Origin of the sequence: Marinobacter sediminum (assembly GCF_023657445.1) — a bacterium.
Classification (GTDB): Bacteria; Pseudomonadota; Gammaproteobacteria; order Pseudomonadales; family Oleiphilaceae; genus Marinobacter; species Marinobacter sediminum_A.
Genome location: NZ_JAGTWY010000001.1, coordinates 3,001,373 through 3,023,191, shown reverse-complemented (window position 1 = coordinate 3,023,191; position 21,819 = coordinate 3,001,373). Strand labels below are relative to the sequence as shown.

The following is a 21,819-nucleotide window of genomic DNA, read 5'->3' as shown; positions in this document are numbered from 1 at the left end:
CTGTCACAGAATCTCTCCCTTTTGCCTAAAAGCCCTTGATGACAGGCACCTGTGCCAACGTATTCTTGTAGCCGTCGACCCTCGTCGGCCAAGGAAAGCGGGGCATTACCGGTACACATGGACGTATCGGCGCCCGACAATAATAAATCAGGAGTCATCCCGTGAAATCAGCAACTTTCCCGCAACGGGTGGCCGTAGCTGCCACTCTGTGTGCCAGTCTTCTGCTCCCTTCCCTGGGCCTCGCCCAGGCTCAGAACGAGCCGCTCGAGCGCAGTTTCTGTGTGTTCGATCCAGTGGGGGCCAACGGCCCGCTGTTCGCTATCACCAAAACGTTCCAGCCGGTGGCTCTGAAGCAGGGCATCAAGCTGAACCTGAGTGCCTATACCGATGAAAAAGTGGCTGCCGAAGATTTCAAGGCAGGCCAGTGTGATGCCGTGCTGCTCACCGGCACCCGCGCCCGTGAGTTCAACAAGTTTACTGGCACGCTGGAAGCCATGGGTGCGGTGCCCGGTGAAGAGGAAATGCGTCTGCTTTACAACACCCTCAGCCAGCCGAAAGCCCGTCCGTTTCTGATCGATGGTCCGTATGAGGTAGCCGGCGTTTTTCCGGGTGGTGCTATCTACCTGCATACCCGTGATCGAAGCATTGACTCGGTTGAGAAGCTTCAGGGCAAGCGCATCGCCACCCTGGACTACGATGAAGCTTCCGTTCGTATGGTGCGTCACGTTGGCGCCTCAGTGGTGGGGTCCAACTCGGCCAATTTTGCTGGCAAGTTCAATAATGGCAGTGTTGATCTGGCCTATGCGCCGGCAGTCGCCTATACGCCCCTGGAACTCTACAAGGGGGTGCAGCCCAATGGGGCCGTCGTCAAATACGCCCTGGGTTACATGAACTTCCAGGTCATCATTCATCGCGACCGTTTTCCCGAAGAAGCAGGCCAGATGGTTCGGGATGAGTCGATCAAACGCATTAATGAAGCCTACGACATCATAGCCCAGGCAGAAGACGAGATCCCCGGAGATGTTTGGATGACTCTGCCCCAGGAAGACACGGCGGAGTACGACAAGATGTTGCGAAAAGTTCGTCTTTCGCTGCTTGAGGACGGGGTATACGACGACCGTGCCATCAAACTGATGAAGGCTATTCGCTGTCGTGTGGATGGCGCACGTTCGGAGTGTGCTTCCTGAGGAAAGGTACCGCAGGAGTGACCAGGCCCGCCGATCCGGCGGGCCTTGCCGGCCTCAGGTGACTTGTTCTTTCAGGGCTTTGCCGGCCTTGAATCCGACTGTCTTGCTGGCGGGTATGCGGATGGTGGCGCCGGTTTGCGGATTTCTTCCATCGCGAGCGTCGCGGCTCCGGATATTGAAGGTGCCAAAGCCAATCAGAGTGACGTCTTCACCACGGGCAGCGGCTGCAGAAATCTGATCGGTGAAAGCGGTAATCACCTCACTGGCCTTTTCGCGGGTCAGGCCGGTTCGGTCAGCAACAGCAGCGGCGAGTTCAGGTTTGCGCATCGAATACTCCTTTTATTATTCCTGTTTTTTAGTCTGGGTGCTGGCCGCGCAATCGGTAAGAGGCGCGGTTGCACCAATCTATAGTGGCTTGTGCCCCAATGTGCAAACCCTCTCGAGGCCGAGGTGTGTGGCAATTGACGTCATTTGCGGCCCCGGTCTCATAAAAACAGGATCTTGTGCGCCATAATGGCCTCCTGGTTACAGTTTGTAACAATCCGGTTCTGTTACAGGACAGGGCCGCGAGACGAAAACAGGGCACGAGAACAAAAAGCAAAAAAGGTGAAGACTTAATGACACATTTCCGGATTCCCTCACTGGATCGGTCCCGAGCTTTGTCGCGGCTGAAAGGTTATGTTGCAGCGTTCACTGCGTGTGTCGTTCTCAGCGGCTGTGGGGCAGTTAATAACATGATCTACAAGACCACCGGTGATGTGATGCAGGGCTTTTCACGAGACCATACGGTTCCTTACCTGATGGGAAACGATGATTTGGCCATGGGCTGCGCGATGAGTGAAGCAACTGCGCCGCTGCTGATGTCTTTTGGTCGGGTAACCTCCGAGCCGGACCAGCTGGCCGTGATGCTTTACCTCTCGGCAGGCGGCTGCGCCGAAGAAAAGGCCCGGGAACATGAACTGGCTGGCCTCGCTGCGATGAATGCCCTGAACGCCAACGAAGCCGAAGATGCGATGATTCGCCAGAAGCGGGCTTATGCACTTGCATCCGAGCGTTATTACAAGGCCTGGAAGCATCACAACACCTATTATGGAGAGCCAGGAAACGGGGAGTGCCCGGGCTTTGACGGTGATATGGACGAATTCATTTACATGGCCGGACTGCTGTCGGGCCTGCAGGCACTGAACGCACAGATCCAGTCCACGTCTTCCATCGGCGTGCCGGCCAACATTGGTTCCATCGTCGCCCGTGCCACCAGCTGCCTGGAGAACGATAAGTGGTGGGGCGCACCCATGGCGCTCCGGGCGACTGTCTGGGCGATGGTCCCCGGCGCCCAGCCTCAGGGTGAGAATGCCTTTGAACGCCTGGCGATTGCGGACAAGCAGGGCGAGGAAGCCGGTGTACGGCTGCCTCATGTCTTTCACGCCATTGCCGCCATCAACAAGGGCGATCACGACATGGTCAAAGACGTGATCCGCGAGCATGCGCAGTCCCTGGAGGAAAACCCTGCCGACGAAGACTGGCGGTTTGTAGATGCCATGGCCACCAATATGATCGTGGCCATCTCCGATCGCCTCTGGGTGGAAAATACCGGCCACCGGACCCCCCTGGGTCAGCTTGGAAGTTTCTGGGATGACAAACAGGAAGAAGTCGAAACCATGAACCTGGACGCTCTGTTGTAACCATCCCATGTCTCAGTATGTAGCTCTTTCCAAGGTTGGTATGCGTCGTAGCGGGCTGGAGTGGTTTTCCTCATTGCCCGCCTGCTTGCTGTTGCTTGCTGTTGTCATCTTTTCCACCAGCAGTGATATCCATAACCAGATGCTGCGCGGTGGTGAGCAGCTCTGGAGTGGTTATTACAAACTCCGTATGGATCCGGTGGCACCCACCTGTGATGCCAACCGGAATATTGATGCCGCGGTGGCCGCGGAACTCGCGGAAAAGCCGGCGAAAGACGACCCCATGGCTGCCTTGCTGGGCGTGAAGGAAAAGGATCCGGCGGATGTCAGGCTTTCCATTGAGCGCGCAGTGGCGGATTGCAGGGCTGCCCACGAGAGTTATATAAACCTCCGGGATCAGCTCACCCCGGGCGTGAAAGCCTACCGTGCTGTGGAACTCTTCGTCGCGGACCTGACTGCGTTTGGCCTTTCATCCCAGCGTTACATACTGGTTATCCTGGTTATGCTGTGCGCCGTGACCGCCACCCTGACCCGCCATCACATTGCTATGCGGGCGATGGAAACCCGCCTGGATTACACCGTCTCCCACACCTTACAGACAATCGCCAACGCCATGCTGCTGGGTTCCAGCGTGATCTTCCGGCAATCCAGCCTTGGTGCTGAGACCTCGGTTTCCACTGAGGAGCTGCTGCTGCACAATTTCTGGATTACCGGTTTTGCCTGTCTGACACTGGCCAGCCTGTACCGTCTGTTTCGGGTGCCGGATGACCTGAAGGTTGGTGGCAGTCTGAACAAGGCTTTCCTCGCGGTACCCCTGTACACAGTCATGTGCCTTATTTCCGGTACCTACTTCATGCTGATCGGCCATTCCTCAGGTATTGGCATCTATCTCGGCAAGATGATGGAGCTGGCGGACATGTTCCTGAATGTGGGGCTATACGTTTGGGTGGGCATGATGCTCAAACAGACCCGCCTGGCCACGCTGGTTTTTAACGTTTTCCGGCCCTGGCGAATGCCGCCGGAGCTGCTGGCCGTGGTTGCTGTTCTGGTTGCCGCAGTGCCTACTGCCTATACCGGTGCCTCCGGTATTTTCGTTATTGCCGCGGGTGCCGTTATCTACAGTGAATTGCGCGCTGCCGGAGCCCGCCGGCAACTGGCCCTGGCGGCCACCGCCATGTCCGGCTCACTTGGGGTGGTGCTGCGCCCATGCCTGCTGGTGGTCGTGATTGCATACCTGAACCGGGAAGTGACTACGGACGAACTGTTTGGTTGGGGGATCTGGGTGTTTGTCCTGACCGCCACCATGTTCACCGTCGTGGCACTCACCGTAAATCGCGAGAGCAAGTTTAATCTGGCGCCGTCCTCTGAGGCCTTACCGGCTATGATTCATGCCTTCAGGCCGTTAATACCCTACGTACTGGTCATTGTGGCGGTTGTCCTTCTGTATCGCTTCGCGCTGGACGTCCACATGGATGAATTCTCGGCGCCTCGATTGTTGCCGGTGATCATGCTGGCCATCTTGCTGTACGAGCACGTCAGCCTGAAGAACAGCAAGGGCAGGACACCGGGTGAACTCAGCCATCAGGGCCTGGAGCGCAGCCTGCGCGGCGCCACCAATGACACCACCGCTGAGATCGGGGCGCTGCTTCTGCTGCTTGGCCTGTCCGTGAGCATTGGTGGTGTTATCGAACGCTCCCATATCATGCAAAGCTTTCCCCAGGCCTTCGACAGTGCCTGGTCCGCCATGCTGCTGATGGTGGTGATCCTGGTGATCCTGGGCATGATTATGGACGCCTTTGGTGCGGTGATTCTGGTGACTGCGACTGTGGCAACCATTGCGTATAGCAGTGGTATCCATCCGGTTCACTTCTGGATGGTCACCCTGGTGGCCTTCGAGCTGGGCTACCTGAGCCCGCCTGTAGCGCTGAACCACCTGTTAACCCGGCAGGTGGTCGGCGAGGCCGAATTCGCTGCGGCCGATGAGCAAACCGGCACCTTTTACCAGCGTTATGAGCGCATCATCATGCCACTCATTGCCATGGGTATCTCGTTGCTGGTGGTGGCCTTCGTTCCGTTGATGTTTTACGCCTGAGCTGCCTGAAACGGTCTCGGCGGACACCGCGGGTCAGAGTTTCGCGGCGCTGAGAATATGGACCGGAACCTGAAACTCAATGGTGCCCGCATCCGTCCGAAAGGGCTCAAGCGCCAATTCAGCCTCGGCAACCACCGAGTCGATGGTGGGCTCGTCAAGCTGAATGTCGGCAAACGGAAACCAACCTTTGATGTCGGCCAATGCCATCTCCCGGGCTCCTTGAAAACGCGCGGTTATTTCAAGTGTTCGGATGCCTGGCGCACTGATGCCGGCACTGGTGAATAATGAGGTGAGTTTCCTGGTATCGCCCAGCGAAAACGGAAGTTGAAGGGCCTGACCAACCGCTGGATCAACGACGCGTGCAAAGACCGCCGACATTGCCTTGTATGCCGGTACCCGGTTGATCGAGTCAAACACCGCCACCAGTAACGCCCCCTTCTTCCGCAACACCCGGTACATCTCCTGCAGTGCAAGTTCGGGAGAGGGGAAGAGCATGAGGCCGAACTGGCTGACGACAACGTCGAAAGAGTGGTCCTGGAATGGAAGCGATTCTGCGTCGCCCTGTTGCCAGTCGATGCCCGGCGCCTGACTTTGGGCGACGGCGAGCATGCCCGGATTCAGGTCGAGCCCGGTGACAGAGCCTGCGGTCTCGTATCGTCTGGCAATCGTTCGGGCGAGTACTCCGGTCCCGCATGCGACGTCGAGTACGTCCTGACCTGCGTGAATGTTCGCCGCTTCGGCAAGGTGCCCTGCGACGTCCTGAAACAGTGCAGGCACCAGCCGTTCCTCATAGGCGCGTGCTGTCTGTTCCAACTCCGGTAAGCCTGGATTGTTCATGCCAGCCTCCTCTTCCGAAGCACGACGCCTAAACGTGCATTCAGAATGCTTGTCTTACATCTGCTGAGAAATTAGACAAGATGGCGGGACGTCGGTTCCTGCTGATCGCTGGCGCCTGGTAATATTATCGATTGCCCCACATCTTTGATACAGCCACATCTGAGCCCAGTGTGCCTACGATTAGTGAGAGTCCGCCGATTCCGAGAAAGGCCAGTACGGGAATGAGTGCGCCGAGTTCTCCAGTGTAGTTGAGTATAAAGACAGAGAAACCCGACAGGATCAGGAATAACACGCCGACCACGTTCAGAATGGCTCGGTGGGATTCTTTGTAATTGGCACCGACTTCCCCGGTTTCCAGAGGTTTGAGGATTGGTCCGGCGAGTTTTCTCAGGAACTGTTTCATGAAAGCTTATCCTACGTGTTGAATCAGTCATCATACAAAAAAAGCGCCGTGCTTTCGCAGGGCGCTTTTTTGTGACGGCGGATGCTGTCTTAGAGCTTCGGACCCGCCTCGACGATTGCGTCTGATACGTCGAACTTCTTGAAGTTATCGACGAACTGGGCGATCAACTCTTCGGCCTTGCCATCGTAGTACTCCGGGCTGACCCAGGTATTGCGTGGGTTGAGCAGTTTGGTATTTACACCGGGTACGTACTTGGGCACGTTCAGGTTAAGCATGTCCAGATGCTCGGTTTCTGCATCGTCCAGGTCGCCATTCTGGATGCCGGCGATGATGGCACGGGTAGTCGGAATGCTGAATCGGCTGCCTTCACCGTAGGGGCCGCCGGTCCAGCCGGTGTTTACAAGGAATACCTTGCTGCCGAACTCGTCCATGCGTTTCATCAGCAATTCGGCGTATACACCGGCAGGACGCGGGAAGAAGGGTGCGCCGAAGCAGGTGGAAAATGTGGATTTCAGTTTGGAGGAAGACCCCATTTCGGTAGAGCCCACCAGCGCGGTGTAGCCACTCAGAAAGTGGTATGCCGCCGCTTCCTTGGAAAGGATGGACACGGGCGGTAATACGCCGGTCATGTCGCAGGTCAGGAATACGATGTGAGACGGCTCGCCGGCACGGTTTTCGATGACCCGCTTCTCGACATGCTCGAGCGGGTACGCGCAACGGGAATTTTCGGTGAGGGAGACGTCGGTATAGTCCGGCTCACGGGTTTTCGGGTCGATTGTGACATTTTCGACGATAGCACCAAAGCGGATCGCATCCCAGATGATCGGCTCGTTCTTCCGGGAGAGGTCAATACACTTGGCGTAGCAGCCACCCTCGATGTTAAAGACTGTTCCCGGGCCCCAGCCATGCTCGTCATCACCAATCAGATAGCGGTTCGGATCGGCAGAGAGGGTTGTTTTGCCGGTACCGGACAGGCCGAAGAACAGAGTGGTCTGGCCGTCTTCACCAACGTTGGCGGAGCAATGCATGGGCAGTACGTCTTTCTCCGGCAACAGGAAGTTCTGCACCGAGAACATGGCCTTCTTCATTTCGCCGGCGTAATGCATGCCAGCCAGCAGGACCTTGCGCTTGGCGAAGTTGATCATCACGCAGCCATCGCTGTTGGTGCCATCGCGCTCTGGGTCGCACTCGAAGTTGGCGGCATTCAGGATCTGCCACTCCTGTTTGTCGGCCGGATTGAAACTGTCCGGACGAATAAACAGGTTGCGACCGAACAGGTTCTGCCAGGCGGTTTCGGTGGACATCTTGACCGGCAGATAATGCTCGGGATCTGAGCCGACGTGAACGTGAGAGACGAACTGGTCCTTCTCTGCGATATAGGCTTCAACTCGATCCCACAGGGCGTCGAACTTGTCGGCGTCGAAAGGGCGGTTGATTGGTCCCCAGTGGATATCGTCAGCGGTGCTAGGCTCTTCGATGATGAAACGGTCCATGGGAGACCGGCCTGTCCGGTCGCCGGTTTTCACAACCAGTGAACCGTTTGCAGCCAGCTGGCCTTCATTACGCGCCAGTGCCAGTTCGACCAGTTCTGCTGTACTCAGATCAGTATAAGTGTTGCTCACTTCGACCTCGCCCTCGGGGTGTCTTCGTGATTGCTCAGCCCGCCCCCAACAATTGGCGGAAATCTGAGCAATCGGGTCAATTCAGGCGCGCTATTATGCCAGACACGCCGGTAAAAAACGACTGCCCTGAAGCCCGCGTCACGACTGGCTTCAGGGCAATTTCCTGTTGACCTTAGTGTAACGTATGACCGGTGAAAAGATGATCAATATCATTTCTATCAAAGCGATAGTGTGTGTGACAGAACTGACAATCCATCTCGATGGATCCCTGTTCATCCAGGATGCTGTAACACTCTTCCTCACCGATGGCTTCCAGCGCGCCGAGTGTTCTTTCCTGAGAGCAGCTGCAGCGAAATGCGACGGCCTCCGGCTCAAACAGCCGGACAGTCTCTTCGTGGAACAGGCGGTGCAGGACGGTTTCGCTGTCCAGCTCCAGCAGTTCCGACGCCTCCACGGTGCGAGCCAGGTGGTTGATCCGATCCCACAGATCTCCGTCTTCATCGGTAGCGCCCGGAAGCCGCTGGAGCAGCATTCCGGCGGCACCGTTCTCATCGGCAAACAGGAAAAGACTGGTAGGAATCTGTTCGGAACGCTCAAAATACTCTTCCAGGCAGCCGGCGAGAGTGTCCTGCTCGCGGGGAACCACGCCCTGGTAACGGTTGCCCTTGTCGGGAGTGATGGTAATGGCCATCCGGCCCTCGCCCAGCAGGTTATGGAAATTTTCCTCGCTCACTGCGTGTTCATCGAATCTTGCCAGGCCACGGATGAAGCGGTCATGACTGCATTCCGCCATCAGGGTGCGCAGGGCGCCTTCTCCCTGGGCCTGAAGGGACAGGGTGCCCTCGAATTTCAGTGTGCTGCTCATCAGCACGCTGGCCACCAGCGCTTCGCCGAGCAGGCCCCGAACGGTATCCGGGTAAGGTGCCTGGCTGCCGATCTCCTGGAAGCTCTCTCCCAGCTGGACCCAGGCTCCCCGCACCTGGCTGTCCTCAAAGATAAATCGCTGGAACTGGTCACGGGATGCCATGGTGTATCTCCTGAAAACTGACTGCTGATTTGGGTTCGGTTGGGGCCCTGCGATGGCCGGCAGGGCATCCTGAAAAGGTTCAGATGTTGTTCTGTTCGCGGAAACGCTGGATATCACGCCGGTCTTTCTTGGACGGGCGTCGTGCCGGCGGTAGCTGGGCTGCCTGCATGGTTTTGCGCTGCCAGGCCAGATCTTCGCGTTTTTTTACGCTGTCTTCTGTTTCATGGTAAAGCTTCTGAGCTTCCGGTGCGCCGCGCCGGCGGTCACTGATGTCATCGATTATGACGACCTTTTCCTGCCAGCCCAGGCGCAGCGTCACTTTAGCCCCGGCCTCCACCACCTTGCCGGGCTTGCAGCGCTGGCTGTTGTAGTGGACCTTGCCGCCCTCTATTGCTTCCTTGGCCAGGCCGCGGGTTTTGTAAAAACGAGCCGCCCAGAGCCATTTGTCGAGTCTTACCCGTTGATCGTCAGCGGTGGATGCTGTCATGTCCCCTCACCTGATGAGCGTATGTGCAGATTATAACCCGCTCATCGCACGGATGTCAGAGGCTGGCGCCGTCGCAGGCCCGGGAGCACCTCGTCGAAGTGATGAATGCCGGGTATGTCCGGGTGGTGCGTTTTTGGATCCTGCTGGCTGTCTGGCGCGAGTATTGCGAGACACTGGGCGATGCCGGCCTTGCGGGCGCTTTCCAGCACCGGAAAGCTGTCATCCACCATGAGGGTGGAGCCGGCCCTGTATGGTGCAAGCTGCTGCAGGTCGTGCCAGAACCCCGGCTCTTCCTTGGCCTTGCCGAGCTGATGGCTGGAGACGATGGCATCAACGCGGTCACCCAGACGGGTATGTTTGAGTTTGAGTTCAAGCGGGTCAGGGTGGCAGTTGGTGACAATCACAGTCCGGAGGCCGGATGCCCGCAGGGTGTCCAGAAAGTCAGTGACATGGGGGCGGTAGCCAATGCGGTCGCCTACTTCCGATTTCAGCCCGGTGATATCCAGAGAGAGGCGGTCGCTCCAGTAATCGGTGCAGTACCAGTTCAGGGAGCCTCGTTCGGCCATGATCATGGGGATCAGCCGGTCTTTGGCCTCCTGCGGATGGAGGTCAAAGTGCTCGGCATAGCGACGGGGCAGGTGTTCGAGCCAGAAGTGGTTATCAAAATGCAGATCAAGCAGCGTTCCATCCATATCCAGGAACACTGTCTCAAGGGAAGACCAGTCCACCATACAAAAACAGCCTAAAGAATTTTCTTCAGGCTGCCGGAGATCGCCGGACTTGGCAAGCCGGGATAATACGGATCTTTTGGGATCAGTTGCCCGTCTGTTCTACCGTTTCAGGTTTGCGACCGGTGCGGGTACAGCCCAGGCAGCGCACAAATGTGGCTTTGGCCGGCCCCATCACCAGTACTTCGGCCGCTTCATCGGCGTTGCCGCCAAGCAGGGAGAAGGGCAGGGATACAAGGTATACTGCGCTGCCAATGATGGTGGTAGCCAGCAGGACCGGGCGTGCAAAAATGGCATCCCCTGTCATGGCCAGCGCCGTGGGGCTTTCCTCAACTGTCTTCGCGTGCCCGATGGACGAGAACGCCAGCAGGCAGGCGGTCAATGTTGCCATCAGTGTGCGGGAAATCTTGCGGGTCATTTTACTGTCTCCTGAACTTATCGGCCCTTTATTGTTCCGACCGCGCCGGTTTGAGCGCTCAATATGCCTTCTTATTATAAACGAAAAGCATCATTCCTCTGTTAACTATGAATCATATTTGCGCATTTTCAAACGATTTTTCGTTTCAAAATGTGCATTTCCGGGAGGCTCTACCGCTGGCACCGGGGACAGTAGACGGTGGAACGATTATTCATGCGGATTTCTTTCAGCGGCGCGCCGCACTCTTTGCAAGGCTCGCCGGTGCGCCCATACACCAGCAGGGACTGGGCAAAGTAGCCCGGTTTGCCGTCACTGTTGACGAAATCCCGTAACGTGGTCCCGCCCATCAGAATCGCGGCACTCAGGGTTTCGCGGATGGCTTCAGCAAGCCGATGATACCGGTCAAGGCTGATGCGGCCAGCTTTGCGTTTCGGGTGAATGCCCGCCTTGAACAGGGCTTCGTTGGCGTAGATGTTGCCCACACCCACCACAACATGGCTGTCCATAATGAAAGATTTCACCGGTGTTTGTTTGCTGCGGGACAGCCGGAATAGCATTGGTCCGTTGAAGTCAGCTGACAGTGGCTCCGGGCCAAGGTTGGTAATGAGCGGGTGTGACGGCGCCGAGTCGGACCAGAGCCAGCAGCCAAACCTGCGCGGGTCATTGAAGCGCAGGGTCGCGCCGGTTGCCAGGGCCAGTTCGATGTGGTCATGGGTGAGGGGAGGTGTATTGTCGGTGATGACCCGAAGACTGCCGGACATGCCGAGATGGACGATCACGCTCCCTTCGTCGAGGTTCAGGAACAAATACTTGGCTCGCCGGTCTACACTTCGGATGATCTGACCTTCCAGCCTCTGTGCGAGGTCTTCCGGCACAGGCCAGCGCAGATTGCCGTTGCGGACGGTTACCCGGGAGATGGTTTGCCCCTCGCAATGAGGCGCGATGCCACGGCGGGTGGTTTCGACTTCGGGTAATTCTGGCACGCAGGGGTCTCCGGGCGACGAGTGATCGCAATTGCATAGGCCTGTCGGGCCTGATTATGAGCCGATAAGTGTAATCAGTAACAAAATTGCTTCCAAATGCAGTTGTTGCAGCGAACATCTGTACGCTAAAGTGTTTATGTTGGTTTGTTCCCCTTCGAAAGTTTGAGCATTTTTCCTTTGTCTTGCGTTTCGAGTGGCTGCAAATCGCTGAATTGATTTGAGGAATTCTTATGTGGTTTAACGGTCTTCTTGACCTTTCGGTGATGCAGCTGATTCTGGTTGCGCTGGGCATGACCCACATCACCATTGTCAGTGTAACGCTTTATCTTCATCGCCACTCGGCTCATAACTCTCTGGATCTGCATCCGCTTCTCAAGCACTTCTTCCGGTTCTGGCTATGGCTGAGCACCGGCCAGAATACGAAAGAGTGGACGGCTATCCACCGTAAGCATCACGCCAAGTGCGAAACCGCGGAAGACCCCCATAGTCCGGTTGTGCTCGGCATCAGGAAGGTATTGCTGGAAGGCGCTGAGCTATATGAGAGTGCCGCGACGCCGGAAACCCTTGAGCGTTATGGCCAGCGCACCCCGGAGGACTGGATAGAGCGCAATGTTTATACCCGCTACAAAATGCTGGGTGTTACTCTTATGGCGGTCATTAATCTGGCGCTGTTTGGTGTTCACGGTATCTGGATATGGGCCGTTCAGATGATGTGGATTCCGGTATGGGCCGCTGGGGTGGTTAACGGGATCGGTCATTGGTTTGGTTACCGTAACTTCGAGTGTGCGGATAACGCTCGCAACATTTCGCCACTCGGTATCCTTATTGGCGGTGAAGAGCTGCACAATAACCACCACACTTATCCGAACTCGTCCAAGCTTTCCCGGCGTTGGTACGAAGTGGATATAGGCTGGGGTTACATTCGCCTGTTCCAGCTATTCGGTCTGGCCAAGCCCAAGGGCTTTCGTCCGATTGCTCATTATGTGCCGGGCAAGCAGGATGTTGATGTGGAAACCGTTCAGGCGATTGCCAATAACCGTTTCGACATCATGCGCCAGTATCGCAAGCGGGTCATGGAGCCGGTACTGCGCCAGCAGAAAACTCTGATGGATGACGAGATTCGTCCCCGCTACCGAAAGCTGAAGCAGTTGCTGTCCCGTGAGGTTTCACTGATTCAGCCGAAGGAAAAAGAGACGCTCGAGTCCGTTCTGGAACGCAATGCAATTCTGCGTCAGATCTACGACAAGAGTCATGAGCTGCAGGCTCTGTGGCGTCAGCGCGGGCTGAAGCCTCAGGACAAACTGAATGCGTTGATGGCGTGGTGCAAAGAGGCGGAAACAAGTGGCATCCGCTACCTGGAAGAGTTTGCTGCCCATTTGCGAGCCTACTCACTGCGCCCGGCGACCTGATCGGTTGTCCGTAGTCTGACGTGAAAAACCCCGCTACGGCGGGGTTTTTTGTGGGCGTTTATTCGCTTCAGGTCGCTGGCGCGTTGGCATCCTGTTCGTCCGCCTGAACCCGAAACAGGCAGTAGGTCACCTGCCCTGCGGTTTTCTGTCGGTGCAGTTGCCAGCTGGCAGGCGGGACCGGCGTTGTGAGTTCGCTTTCATGCTCCACGTATACCCAGCCGCGGGGGTTGATCCACTCCTGCTCGTCGAGCAGCCTGAAAAGCCGTTCCAGCCACCCCTGTCGGAAGGGTGGGTCCATGAACACGATATCGAAAGGGGCGCGGGTGCGGTGGCCGAGGTATGAGTCCACCCCGGCGCAGACAACATCGCCGTTGTCCGATTTCAGCAATCGCAGGTTTTCCCTGAGTGCCCGGGCAAGCTCAGGAGTGTGGTCCACCAGGGTGACGTTGGCTGCGCCTCGGGAGAGTGCCTCAAGACCAAGGGCGCCGGAACCTGCGAACAGGTCAAGGCAATCGCGGCCGGCGAGGTGAAATGAGAGCCAGTTGAACAGGGTTTCACGGGTGCGGGCAGGGGTTGGCCTCACGCCGCCGGCACCAGGGAAGCGGAGTTTCCGACTGCGCCAGTCACCACCGATGATTCGTAGTTCGCCACTGCTGCTTTCGCTGTGGCCCGGTGCGGGTCCGGTTCCGCGTGAAGACTTGTTTGAAGGGCCCCGGCCTGCGGGTTTTCTGCGCGCCATGTATCCAGCTCCAGAAGCGTGTTCAGTTCAGTACTCTCGGTCAGCATGTTAGCGGAAACCGGGCCCGGCGTGATAATCAATGCGGCCCTCACTTCACCGGTACAGTCTGCTAGAATGTCGGCTCTATTTGTCCCGCCCATTCAGACTGATGGTATGACTTTATGACGGCAGAGTGGATTTCAATCGGCCTTCTGGCCCTTCTTGTGCTTGTATTTGTTCTGGATATTGCCGGCAATCGCAGCCGTGCCCCGCGACCGAAACCGGTCCCCCAGCGCAAGCCGGAGGTTGCGAGAGGCCCGGCACCCGCCGAGCCGACAGAGAAGACAGCTCCCGAGCCCAGCCCTGCGGAGGCTGAAGCACCTGCTGAACCTGAAGCCAGGCCTGCCCCGGCGCCAGAGCCAGAGCCTGAAAAGGAACCGGAACCCCAGCTCGGTGTCTTCGAGCGTATCAAGCAGGGACTTGGCAAGACCCGTGCGAGCCTGACTGGTGGCATGGCGGATCTGTTCTCTGTAGGCAAAAAGATTGATGAAGAGCTGTTAGAGGAAATCGAAACCACACTGCTGATGGCAGACGTAGGTGTGACCGCGACTTCCGAGATTATCGAATCTCTCACCGACAAGCTCGAGCGTAATCAGCTCAAAGATGGTGAAGCCCTGCGCACGGCTCTTCGCGACGAACTCCATGGTTTGCTGAAAGACGTTACCAAGCCTCTGGCGATTGATGCCGGCAAGCAGCCTTATGTCATTCTGATGGTCGGTGTGAACGGTGTCGGCAAGACCACCACCATTGGCAAGCTCACCAAGAAGTTCCAGAACGAAGGCAAATCGGTGATGCTGGCAGCGGGTGACACCTTCCGTGCTGCCGCCGTTGAGCAATTACAGGTCTGGGGTGAGCGTAATGATGTGCCTGTGGTGGCCCAGCAAACCGGTGCGGACAGTGCCTCGGTGATCTTTGATGCCATCCAGTCGGGCAAGTCCCGCGGTGTTGATGTGGTTATTGCCGATACCGCCGGTCGACTGCAGAACAAGGACAACCTGATGAGCGAGCTCGAAAAGGTTGTCCGGGTGATGAAGAAGCTGGACGAGACGGCGCCCCATGAAGTGATGCTGGTACTGGATGCCGGCACCGGCCAGAACGCTCTCAGTCAGGCCCAGGTGTTCCAGCAGGCGGTGGGTGTGACGGGTATTACGCTCACGAAACTGGACGGCACCGCAAAAGGCGGTATTGTGTTTGCCATTGCCCGTCAGTTGCAGCTTCCGATCCGCTATATCGGCGTCGGCGAGCAAGTGGATGACTTGCGCAGCTTTGACGCTGAAACCTTTGTGCATGCGCTGTTTGACTGATAATCCGGCTTTATCGGAGCTTGTAGCCGCCCATGATTGAGTTTCGTCAGGTCACCAAACGATACGACAGTGATCACACCGCCCTGCGCCAGGTAAATTTCGGGCTGGACCGGGGTGAGCTGGCGTTCCTCACTGGTCATTCCGGTGCGGGCAAAAGTACGTTGCTGAAACTCGTCATGATGATGGAGCGGCCCACCGCCGGCGACGTCATCGTCGGTGGGCAGGTATTGAACCGCTTGCCCCGACGTCAGATTCCCTATATTCGTCGTCACATTGGTGTGGTGTTCCAGAACCACCAGCTACTGTTTGACCGCACAGTCTACGACAACGTTGCCATGCCTCTTGAGGTAATGGGAGCTTCACCGAAGGATGCCGGCCGCCGGGTACGCGCGGCTCTGGACAAGGTGGGTTTGCTCAGCAAGGAAAAGATGAATCCCATGCAGCTCTCCGGCGGGGAGCAGCAGAGGGTGGGTATTGCCCGTGCTGTGGTCAACAAGCCTCCGGTGCTGCTCGCGGATGAGCCCACAGGTAACCTGGATCCGGAGCTTTCGGCGAACATCATGAACCTGTTTGGCCAGTTTAGTCAGGTAGGTGTGACCGTGCTGATCGCCACTCACGATATTGCGCTGATCAATGAGATTGGGCGCCGCACCCTGTCGCTGGATCATGGACGGCTCATTGCCGGTGGTACGCCGCTGGTGGGAGGTGTGAGTGGCCACTGACTCACGTCGTAAGCCTGAATCCGCCCGTGGAGCCAAAACGTCTCGTGCGCCCTGGCGACAGCAGGTAGAGAGCTATCTGAATCACCACCGTAAAGTGGCCCGGGACAGTGCCGATCGGCTCTGGCGCACGCCGGTGGCCAGTCTGATGACCTGGACCGTAATGGGGGTTGCCCTGGCTTTGCCAGTTGCGCTGTTGCTGCTGCTTACCAGCCTTGAGGGCGTAAGTTCCGGCTGGGAAAACAGTGCCCGCCTGACCGCTTATCTGCAGATGGATGTGCCCCTGGAAAACGCAAAGGCCCTGGCTGAGGAAGTTGATGCTGATGGCCGGGTTGCTGAGATTGAGCTGGTGGAGCGTGACGACGCACTCGCAGAGTTTCGTGCCTCTTCGGGCCTTGAGGACGCACTGGATTATCTTGAAGAGAATCCGCTACCGCATACGTTGCTGATTACACCGGAAGAAAGTGCCCGCTCCGAGGCAGGCGTAGAGGGACTGGTAAGTTTTATTCAGGCGATGGATGGCGTAGAGCGGGTGCAGGTGGATCTGGGCTGGCTGAAGCGGTTAAACACCATGACTGATTTGCTCGCTCGGGCGGTATGGGCTCTCTCTGTTCTGCTGGCAGCAGCAGTCGTGCTGGTCATTGGCAATACCGTGCGACTGGCAATCGAGAATCGCCGGGACGAGATTCTGGTGGCCAAGTTAGTGGGTGGCACCGATGCCTTTGTGCGGAGACCCTTTCTCTACACGGGGGCCTGGTTCGGCCTGGGTGGTGGTGTTGTCGCATGGCTGTTATTGCAGTTGTCGCTCTGGTGGCTGAGTGGCCCGATTGAGCGGCTGGCGGGGTTGTATCGCAGTGATTTTTCACTGAGTGGACTCAGTATCGATGGCGCCTTTGCATTGATTATTGTCGCCATGCTGCTAGGCTGGCTAGGCGCTTGGGTAGCGGTAAAGCGGCATCTGGATGATATAGAGCCGGGTGAAATCGCCGGCGGATGATCCGAATTTCGGGAAAACCGTATTGTAAGTACGTCCTTAACTGGCGTAGTTTCGAATTTAGTCTAAGCCACAGCGAATATTCCAGATAGTTGATTTTCAACATTTTACTGGAAGATTCGGGAACTTTTAAGGTTCTTGGCGGTCTAATCATGAATTGGTATATTTAACGGCCGTCAGGTTCGGAGGTAAAAGCATGGGTACGAGTTTACAGCTGGTTGACAGACTGGTTCCGGGTGCAAACCTTGAGTCCTACATACAGGCTGCGGGCCGTATACCGGTATTGACGGTGGATCAGGAACGCGAACTCGCAGCGCAGCTTTACTATAAAGACGATGTCGAAGCGGCACGTCAACTGGTTATGTCGCACCTGCGCTTTGTGATTCATATTGCTCGCAGCTATTCCGGCTATGGACTGGCTCAGGCGGACTTGATTCAGGAAGGCAACGTTGGCCTGATGAAAGCGGTCAAACGGTTCAATCCGGAATACGGTGTCCGTCTGGTGTCTTTCGCTGTGCACTGGATCAAGGCGGAGATTCACGAGTTTATTCTGCGCAACTGGCGCATCGTAAAAGTGGCCACGACCAAGGCTCAGCGTAAGCTGTTCTTCAACCTGCGTAGCCAGAAGAAGAGGCTGGCCTGGTTGAGTCATGATGAACTGAACGCCGTGGCTGCCGATCTGGGTGTAGAGCCCCGGGTTGTGCGTGAGATGGAAGGTCGGCTTGCATCCCAGGATACGGCGTATGATGGACCGATGGACGATGATGACGATAGCGTCTACAAGGCCCCGGCCCATTACCTTGAAGATAATCGTAGTGATCCTGCGACCCAGCTGGAAAATTCTGACTGGACCCAGGATTCCAACGGTCGCCTGATGGATGCGTTGGGCAATCTGGATGAACGCAGCCAGGATATTTTGCGTGAGCGCTGGCTTTCGGGTAGCAAGTCCACGCTGCACGAATTGGCAGACAGGTACGGGGTGTCCGCCGAACGGATTCGCCAGCTTGAGAAGAATGCGATGAAGAAAATCCGGAATCAGATGGTGGAAACTGCCTGAATCCGGCCCCGACCAGCCCTCCCAGAAGCTGACTCGTGAAAACGCCACCACCGCTCCGGTTGGTGGCGTTTTTGTTTGTATAATCGGTGCTAACCGACAACACTTCAGATGATAACAAGAGACTCCCGGTTATGACCGCAGAACGACCGCATATCGCTTTCCTGGGTATTGGCCTGATGGGTGCTCCAATGACACGAAACCTATTGAACGCAGGCTTTCCGATGACGTTGTGGAACCGCACGGCCGGCAAATGCGCTCCCTTTGCCGGTGAAGCGGACATAGCGGAGTCTCCGGCTGATGCAGTTCGCGAGGCGGATGTGGTGATCGTCATGCTGGAGAACAGCGACGTAGTGCATCAGGTTCTGGTAACTCAGGGAGGCCTGGATGCCCTCAAGCCCGGTGCGTTGGTGGTTGATATGAGCTCTGTTCAGCCCTCGGTTGCCCGGCACCATGCCGGGCTGGCGGCCGAGAAAGGCGCGGGCTACGTAGACGCACCCGTCTCTGGCGGCACTGTGGGGGCCGCAGAAGCACGCCTGAGTATTATGGCTGGGGGTTCAGAGGAAGATGTTGCCCGCGCCGCTGCGGTATTTGAAGTGTTGGGCAAGTGCACGAGAATTGGACCGGTTGGCGCCGGCCAGCTGGCCAAGCTCGCCAATCAGGCAATCGTGGGTATAACGATCGGTGCCGTTTCCGAAGCGCTCCTGCTGGCGGCCAAGGGGGGCGCCGATCCGGCAGCTGTCCGGGAGGCCCTGCTGGGAGGTTTTGCCAGCAGCCGGATCCTGGAATTGCACGGACAGCGAATGATTGACCGGGATTTTGCTCCCGGTGCGCCGGCGCGTATCCAGCTCAAGGATATGCGGATGATCCTGGACGAGGCTCGGGCCGAGGGACTTACTCTGCCGCTTGCGCAGCAGACCCATAACGAATACCTGTCGCTGGTGGCCAACGGCCACAGTGACGTAGACCACAGCGGCTTACTGCTGGAGCTGGAGCATCTGAACGGATCGCTTCTCGGTTCTCTTGGCCGTAGCCCCAAGGAGTAAGGCCATGCCACGCTTCGCTGCCAATCTCTCTATGCTTTTCACCGAGGTCGATTTCACCGAGCGCTTTGCCAGGGCCCGGGCTGCCGGATTCGAAGGTGTCGAATATCTGTTTCCCTACGCCTATCCAAAGGATCTGTTAAGGCGGATACTCAAGGACAACAACCTTACTCAGGTGCTGTTCAACCTGCCTCCGGGCGATTGGAATGCTGGCGAACGCGGTATTGCCTGTTTGCCCGATCGCGTTGAGGAGTTTCGTGCCGGCGTTGACGAAGCCATTGACTACGCAAGGGCACTGGATTGTAAACAGCTCAACTGTCTTGCGGGCCTGAAACCGGCGACCCTGGATGAAGGCGAGGCCTGGCAGACCCTGGTGGCCAACCTGGCCTATGCCGCCGAGAAGCTCGCAGCGGAGGGCATCACACTGTGCCTGGAAGCGATCAATTCCCGGGTGGACATGCCGGGTTTTGTGCTGGACACCTCTGGTAAGGTACTGGCCGTGATTGAAGAGCTGGATGCTGGCAACGTGCGGCTGCAATATGACCTGTACCACATGCAGATCATGGAAGGAGATCTTATCCGCTCGATGGAGTGCCTGTTACCGTGGATCGGGCATATCCAGTTTGCCGATAATCCCGGGCGCCATGAGCCAGGAACCGGAGAGATTAACTTTTCGAATGTTTTTGCGGCGATCGACCGGATGGACTACGAGGGCTGGGTAAGCGCGGAATACCGGCCCTCGGGAGAAACTGGCAGCTCCCTTGGATGGTTTACCGGCGGGATCTGACCGTCGCCATAGGCGACACCCTCTTACAAGATCGTAACTGGCCGGCTTTGAGACTTCTTCGTACCCTTGTGCTCAAGGTAAGTCGTTAATGTAATCCGCTATCGGGAGGAACGCCGGTGAAAGCACTGGTAATCGAAGACGATCAGGACGTAGCCAATTACCTGGTCAAAGGGCTGAAGGAATCCGACTTCGTGGTGGATCATGCTGCCGATGGAAAGGAAGGCATGATGATGGCAGCCAGTGAAGACTACGACATCATGATTGTGGATCGCATGTTGCCGGGGATGGATGGCCTGTCGATCATCAAGACGGTCCGAGCTACCGGCAATCAGGTACCTGTCCTCATTCTGAGTGCCCTGGGTGATGTTGATGACCGAGTTGAAGGCCTGCGCGGTGGTGGTGACGACTACCTGACCAAGCCTTTTTCATTTACGGAACTGTTGGCACGCATCGAATCTCTGGTTCGTCGCAATCGCCAGGCTGCGGAAACGGAAACCGTGCTGCGGGTCGCGGATCTGGAGATGGACTTGCTGGCCCGGACCGTCAAACGTGCAGGACAAAGCATTGATGTGCAGCCGCGGGAGTTCCGGTTGCTGGAATATCTTATGCGCAATGCGGGCCAGGTGGTGACCCGGACCATGCTGCTGGAAAAAGTATGGGACTATCATTTCGATCCCCAGACCAACGTGATTGACGTGCACATCAGCCGCCTGCGCGCAAAAATCGACAAGGAATTCGATACACCCCTGCTGCAAACCATAAGGGGTGCAGGATACATGTTACGTGAAACTGCTTAGCCAGCTCAGGACCTCGTCGTTTCAGCTTGCACTGCTGTACATGGTGGTGTTTGCCACTTCGGTGTTTTTGTTGCTGGCCTTTATCTACTGGCGCACGGCGGGCTTTATGGCCGCCCAGACCGACGAAACCATTGAAGCGGAAATCGCCGGCCTGGCGGAGCAGTATCGGGGCCGAGGTGTGAACGGCCTTATTACCATTATCCGTGAGCGGGTCGCTCGCGACCCCAATGCCAAGTCCATCTATCTGCTAGCCACCGATGATTTCCTCAAGCTTGCTGGCAATATAGAGTCCTGGCCGGAGGGTAGCCGGTCCGACAGTGGCTGGATCAACTTCACTCTCGATGAATCGGTGGGTTGGTCCGGGCCACGGCGCCTGGCCCGAGCCCGCATCTTCGAGGTGCAGGGTGGTCTGCGGTTATTGGTAGGCCGGGACGTTGATGAACTGACCAATCTCAAGCGGGTGATCGAAACCGCAATCAACTGGGGGATGGGCATCACCCTGGCGCTGGCCTTGTTGGGCGGCTTCCTCATGAGCCGGAGTACAACCAAGCGTATTGAGGTGATCAACAACACCTCCCGCCGCATCATGAATGGCCACCTGTCCCTGCGAATCCCCACCCGGGGGACCGATGATGATTTCGACCAGCTGGCGGAAAACCTCAATCAGATGCTGGACCGAATTGTGTACCTGATGGAAGGCATCCGTCATGTCTCCGATAGCATTGCCCATGACCTGAGAACGCCGTTGACCAGGCTGAGGAACCAGCTGGAAAACACCCTGATGTCAGTGGATAACGATGAGGCCCGGGAACAGGCAGGTCGCGCCGTCGCCGAGGCCGACCAGCTGCTGGCTACATTTAACGCCCTGCTGCGCATTGCCCGTCTGGAAACCCGTGGTAACACGGCAGACATGAAGCCGGTCTCTCTGGACGAGCTGGTCACCGATGCCTGTGAGTTGTATGAGGCCCTTGCGGAAGACAAGGAGCAGCAGTTCGAGCAGGGGCTGGAAAACGGAGTGATGATTGAAGGCGACCGGGACCTGCTGTTCCAGATGGTCAGCAACCTGATCGATAACGCTATCAAATATACGCCGGAGCATGGTGTTATCGGCGTATCCGTGCGGAAGGAAGATGCGGAAGCAATCTTCGAGGTGCGTGACAGCGGTATCGGGATTCCCGACGAAGAGAAAGATCAAGTCTTCCAGCGCTTTTATCGAGTCGGAAAGAGCCGTTCATTGCCGGGCAATGGATTGGGCCTGAGTTTGGTCAGTGCGGTAGCCGAGATACATCAGGGGCGGATCGTTCTTAGTGATACCTATCCGGGTGAGAACCCGCCGGGACTAACGGTAGCGATTCGTATGCCGGAATTCACGGGCGTACGCAAACGGATCAAGGCCGCACAGACCGGGTTACCCGCTGATTCTGTCGGAGAGGAGACCCTTAATCCGACTGAAACCAGCGGTGCCTGACAT

Annotated in this window: 22 protein-coding genes; 12 read left to right on the top strand and 10 right to left on the bottom strand. The window is 57.1% G+C overall.

What is annotated here, in order from left to right:
• Positions 1–161: 161 nt before the first annotated feature.
• Positions 162–1,187 (top strand): putative solute-binding protein, encoded by a 1,026-nt coding sequence (locus KFJ24_RS14295; protein WP_250831760.1) that lies wholly within the window; start codon positions 162–164, stop codon positions 1,185–1,187.
• 54 nt (positions 1,188–1,241) lie between these two features.
• Here KFJ24_RS14295 and KFJ24_RS14290 read toward each other — a convergent pair whose 3' ends face one another.
• Positions 1,242–1,514 carry an HU family DNA-binding protein gene (locus KFJ24_RS14290; RefSeq protein WP_250831759.1) on the bottom strand — a complete coding sequence of 91 codons (273 nt, stop codon included), beginning with the start codon at positions 1,512–1,514 and terminating at the stop codon, positions 1,242–1,244.
• Positions 1,515–1,921: 407 nt separating this feature from the next.
• Between KFJ24_RS14290 and KFJ24_RS14285 the strand changes: the two genes are divergently transcribed.
• Both KFJ24_RS14285 and KFJ24_RS14280 read left to right on the top strand, forming a co-directional pair.
• Positions 1,922–2,869, top strand: coding sequence for a hypothetical protein (locus KFJ24_RS14285; RefSeq protein ID WP_250831758.1), 948 nt, complete (start codon positions 1,922–1,924; stop codon positions 2,867–2,869).
• A gap of 7 nt (positions 2,870–2,876) precedes the next feature.
• Positions 2,877–4,958, top strand: a complete 2,082-nt coding sequence (locus KFJ24_RS14280) for a TRAP transporter large permease subunit (RefSeq protein ID WP_250831757.1) — start codon at positions 2,877–2,879, stop codon at positions 4,956–4,958.
• Between the two features lie 33 nt (positions 4,959–4,991).
• Here the strand turns inward: KFJ24_RS14280 and KFJ24_RS14275 are convergent, their stop codons facing one another.
• The 8 genes from KFJ24_RS14275 to mutM all read right to left on the bottom strand — a co-directional run bounded on the left by KFJ24_RS14275 (position 4,992) and on the right by mutM (position 11,463).
• Positions 4,992–5,795 carry a class I SAM-dependent methyltransferase gene (locus tag KFJ24_RS14275; protein WP_250831756.1) on the bottom strand — a complete coding sequence of 268 codons (804 nt, stop codon included), beginning with the start codon at positions 5,793–5,795 and terminating at the stop codon, positions 4,992–4,994.
• A gap of 124 nt (positions 5,796–5,919) precedes the next feature.
• Positions 5,920–6,198, bottom strand: a complete 279-nt coding sequence (locus KFJ24_RS14270) for a hypothetical protein (protein ID WP_250831755.1) — start codon at positions 6,196–6,198, stop codon at positions 5,920–5,922.
• Between the two features lie 89 nt (positions 6,199–6,287).
• A complete protein-coding gene (locus KFJ24_RS14265; RefSeq protein ID WP_250831754.1) occupies positions 6,288–7,820 on the bottom strand; it encodes a phosphoenolpyruvate carboxykinase in 1,533 nt (510 codons plus the stop codon).
• Between the two features lie 172 nt (positions 7,821–7,992).
• Positions 7,993–8,847 carry an Hsp33 family molecular chaperone HslO gene (gene hslO, locus KFJ24_RS14260; protein WP_250831753.1) on the bottom strand — a complete coding sequence of 285 codons (855 nt, stop codon included), beginning with the start codon at positions 8,845–8,847 and terminating at the stop codon, positions 7,993–7,995.
• Between the two features lie 79 nt (positions 8,848–8,926).
• On the bottom strand, positions 8,927–9,334 hold the full coding sequence (hslR, locus tag KFJ24_RS14255; RefSeq protein ID WP_250831752.1) for a ribosome-associated heat shock protein Hsp15: 408 nt from the start codon (positions 9,332–9,334) through the stop codon (positions 8,927–8,929).
• A 41-nt stretch (positions 9,335–9,375) separates the two neighbouring features.
• Positions 9,376–10,065 (bottom strand): GMP/IMP nucleotidase, encoded by a 690-nt coding sequence (gene yrfG, locus KFJ24_RS14250; RefSeq protein ID WP_250831751.1) that lies wholly within the window; start codon positions 10,063–10,065, stop codon positions 9,376–9,378.
• Between the two features lie 82 nt (positions 10,066–10,147).
• Positions 10,148–10,480, bottom strand: coding sequence for a hypothetical protein (locus KFJ24_RS14245; protein WP_250831750.1), 333 nt, complete (start codon positions 10,478–10,480; stop codon positions 10,148–10,150).
• A 170-nt stretch (positions 10,481–10,650) separates the two neighbouring features.
• Positions 10,651–11,463: a bifunctional DNA-formamidopyrimidine glycosylase/DNA-(apurinic or apyrimidinic site) lyase gene (mutM, locus tag KFJ24_RS14240; RefSeq protein WP_250831749.1), complete on the bottom strand. Its 813-nt coding sequence runs from the start codon at positions 11,461–11,463 to the stop codon at positions 10,651–10,653.
• A gap of 230 nt (positions 11,464–11,693) precedes the next feature.
• Here mutM and KFJ24_RS14235 point away from each other — a divergent pair, with 230 nt between their 5' ends.
• Positions 11,694–12,872, top strand: a complete 1,179-nt coding sequence (locus KFJ24_RS14235; RefSeq protein WP_250831748.1) for a DesA family fatty acid desaturase — start codon at positions 11,694–11,696, stop codon at positions 12,870–12,872.
• A 67-nt stretch (positions 12,873–12,939) separates the two neighbouring features.
• On the opposite strand, the gene rsmD is transcribed toward KFJ24_RS14235, so the two are convergent.
• A complete protein-coding gene (rsmD, locus tag KFJ24_RS14230) occupies positions 12,940–13,611 on the bottom strand; it encodes a 16S rRNA (guanine(966)-N(2))-methyltransferase RsmD (RefSeq protein ID WP_250831747.1) in 672 nt (223 codons plus the stop codon).
• Positions 13,612–13,772: 161 nt separating this feature from the next.
• Between rsmD and ftsY the strand changes: the two genes are divergently transcribed.
• The 8 genes from ftsY to KFJ24_RS14190 all read left to right on the top strand — a co-directional run bounded on the left by ftsY (position 13,773) and on the right by KFJ24_RS14190 (position 21,816).
• Complete coding sequence (ftsY, locus tag KFJ24_RS14225) at positions 13,773–14,954, top strand: signal recognition particle-docking protein FtsY (RefSeq protein WP_250831746.1); 1,182 nt, start codon at positions 13,773–13,775, stop codon at positions 14,952–14,954.
• Positions 14,955–14,986: 32 nt separating this feature from the next.
• Positions 14,987–15,676, top strand: coding sequence for a cell division ATP-binding protein FtsE (gene ftsE / locus KFJ24_RS14220; protein ID WP_250831745.1), 690 nt, complete (start codon positions 14,987–14,989; stop codon positions 15,674–15,676).
• Entirely contained in the window at positions 15,666–16,670 is a 1,005-nt protein-coding gene (ftsX, locus tag KFJ24_RS14215; RefSeq protein WP_250831744.1) for a permease-like cell division protein FtsX, read from the top strand. Before ftsE ends, ftsX begins: the two co-directional genes overlap by 11 nt.
• A 193-nt stretch (positions 16,671–16,863) precedes the next feature.
• Complete coding sequence (rpoH, locus tag KFJ24_RS14210) at positions 16,864–17,724, top strand: RNA polymerase sigma factor RpoH (RefSeq protein WP_250831743.1); 861 nt, start codon at positions 16,864–16,866, stop codon at positions 17,722–17,724.
• A gap of 131 nt (positions 17,725–17,855) precedes the next feature.
• A complete protein-coding gene (locus KFJ24_RS14205; protein WP_250831742.1) occupies positions 17,856–18,767 on the top strand; it encodes an NAD(P)-dependent oxidoreductase in 912 nt (303 codons plus the stop codon).
• Positions 18,768–18,771: 4 nt separating this feature from the next.
• Complete coding sequence (gene hyi / locus KFJ24_RS14200; RefSeq protein WP_250831741.1) at positions 18,772–19,551, top strand: hydroxypyruvate isomerase; 780 nt, start codon at positions 18,772–18,774, stop codon at positions 19,549–19,551.
• A gap of 116 nt (positions 19,552–19,667) precedes the next feature.
• On the top strand, positions 19,668–20,348 hold the full coding sequence (locus KFJ24_RS14195; RefSeq protein WP_250831740.1) for a winged helix-turn-helix domain-containing protein: 681 nt from the start codon (positions 19,668–19,670) through the stop codon (positions 20,346–20,348).
• A complete protein-coding gene (locus tag KFJ24_RS14190) occupies positions 20,335–21,816 on the top strand; it encodes a HAMP domain-containing sensor histidine kinase (protein ID WP_250831739.1) in 1,482 nt (493 codons plus the stop codon). The genes KFJ24_RS14195 and KFJ24_RS14190 overlap by 14 nt, the downstream gene beginning before the upstream one ends.
• The last annotated feature ends 3 nt before the right edge of the window (positions 21,817–21,819 follow it).

Bases quoted from the DNA above. Each gene is read 5' to 3' on its own strand.
- KFJ24_RS14235 (WP_250831748.1), top strand. From the start codon at position 11,694: ATGTGGTTTAACGGTCTTCTTGACCTTTCGGTGATGCAGCTGATTCTG.
- KFJ24_RS14245 (WP_250831750.1), bottom strand. From the start codon at position 10,480: ATGACCCGCAAGATTTCCCGCACACTGATGGCAACATTGACCGCCTGC.
- hslO (WP_250831753.1), bottom strand. From the start codon at position 8,847: ATGGCATCCCGTGACCAGTTCCAGCGATTTATCTTTGAGGACAGCCAG.
- hyi (WP_250831741.1), top strand. From the start codon at position 18,772: ATGCCACGCTTCGCTGCCAATCTCTCTATGCTTTTCACCGAGGTCGAT.
- rsmD (WP_250831747.1), bottom strand. From the start codon at position 13,611: ATGGCGCGCAGAAAACCCGCAGGCCGGGGCCCTTCAAACAAGTCTTCA.
- ftsE (WP_250831745.1), top strand. From the start codon at position 14,987: ATGATTGAGTTTCGTCAGGTCACCAAACGATACGACAGTGATCACACC.
- rpoH (WP_250831743.1), top strand. From the start codon at position 16,864: ATGGGTACGAGTTTACAGCTGGTTGACAGACTGGTTCCGGGTGCAAAC.
- ftsY (WP_250831746.1), top strand. From the start codon at position 13,773: ATGACGGCAGAGTGGATTTCAATCGGCCTTCTGGCCCTTCTTGTGCTT.
- KFJ24_RS14290 (WP_250831759.1), bottom strand. From the start codon at position 1,514: ATGCGCAAACCTGAACTCGCCGCTGCTGTTGCTGACCGAACCGGCCTG.
- KFJ24_RS14270 (WP_250831755.1), bottom strand. From the start codon at position 6,198: ATGAAACAGTTCCTGAGAAAACTCGCCGGACCAATCCTCAAACCTCTG.
- KFJ24_RS14275 (WP_250831756.1), bottom strand. From the start codon at position 5,795: ATGAACAATCCAGGCTTACCGGAGTTGGAACAGACAGCACGCGCCTAT.
- hslR (WP_250831752.1), bottom strand. From the start codon at position 9,334: ATGACAGCATCCACCGCTGACGATCAACGGGTAAGACTCGACAAATGG.
- KFJ24_RS14280 (WP_250831757.1), top strand. From the start codon at position 2,877: ATGTCTCAGTATGTAGCTCTTTCCAAGGTTGGTATGCGTCGTAGCGGG.
- yrfG (WP_250831751.1), bottom strand. From the start codon at position 10,065: ATGGTGGACTGGTCTTCCCTTGAGACAGTGTTCCTGGATATGGATGGA.
- KFJ24_RS14205 (WP_250831742.1), top strand. From the start codon at position 17,856: ATGACCGCAGAACGACCGCATATCGCTTTCCTGGGTATTGGCCTGATG.
- KFJ24_RS14285 (WP_250831758.1), top strand. From the start codon at position 1,922: ATGATCTACAAGACCACCGGTGATGTGATGCAGGGCTTTTCACGAGAC.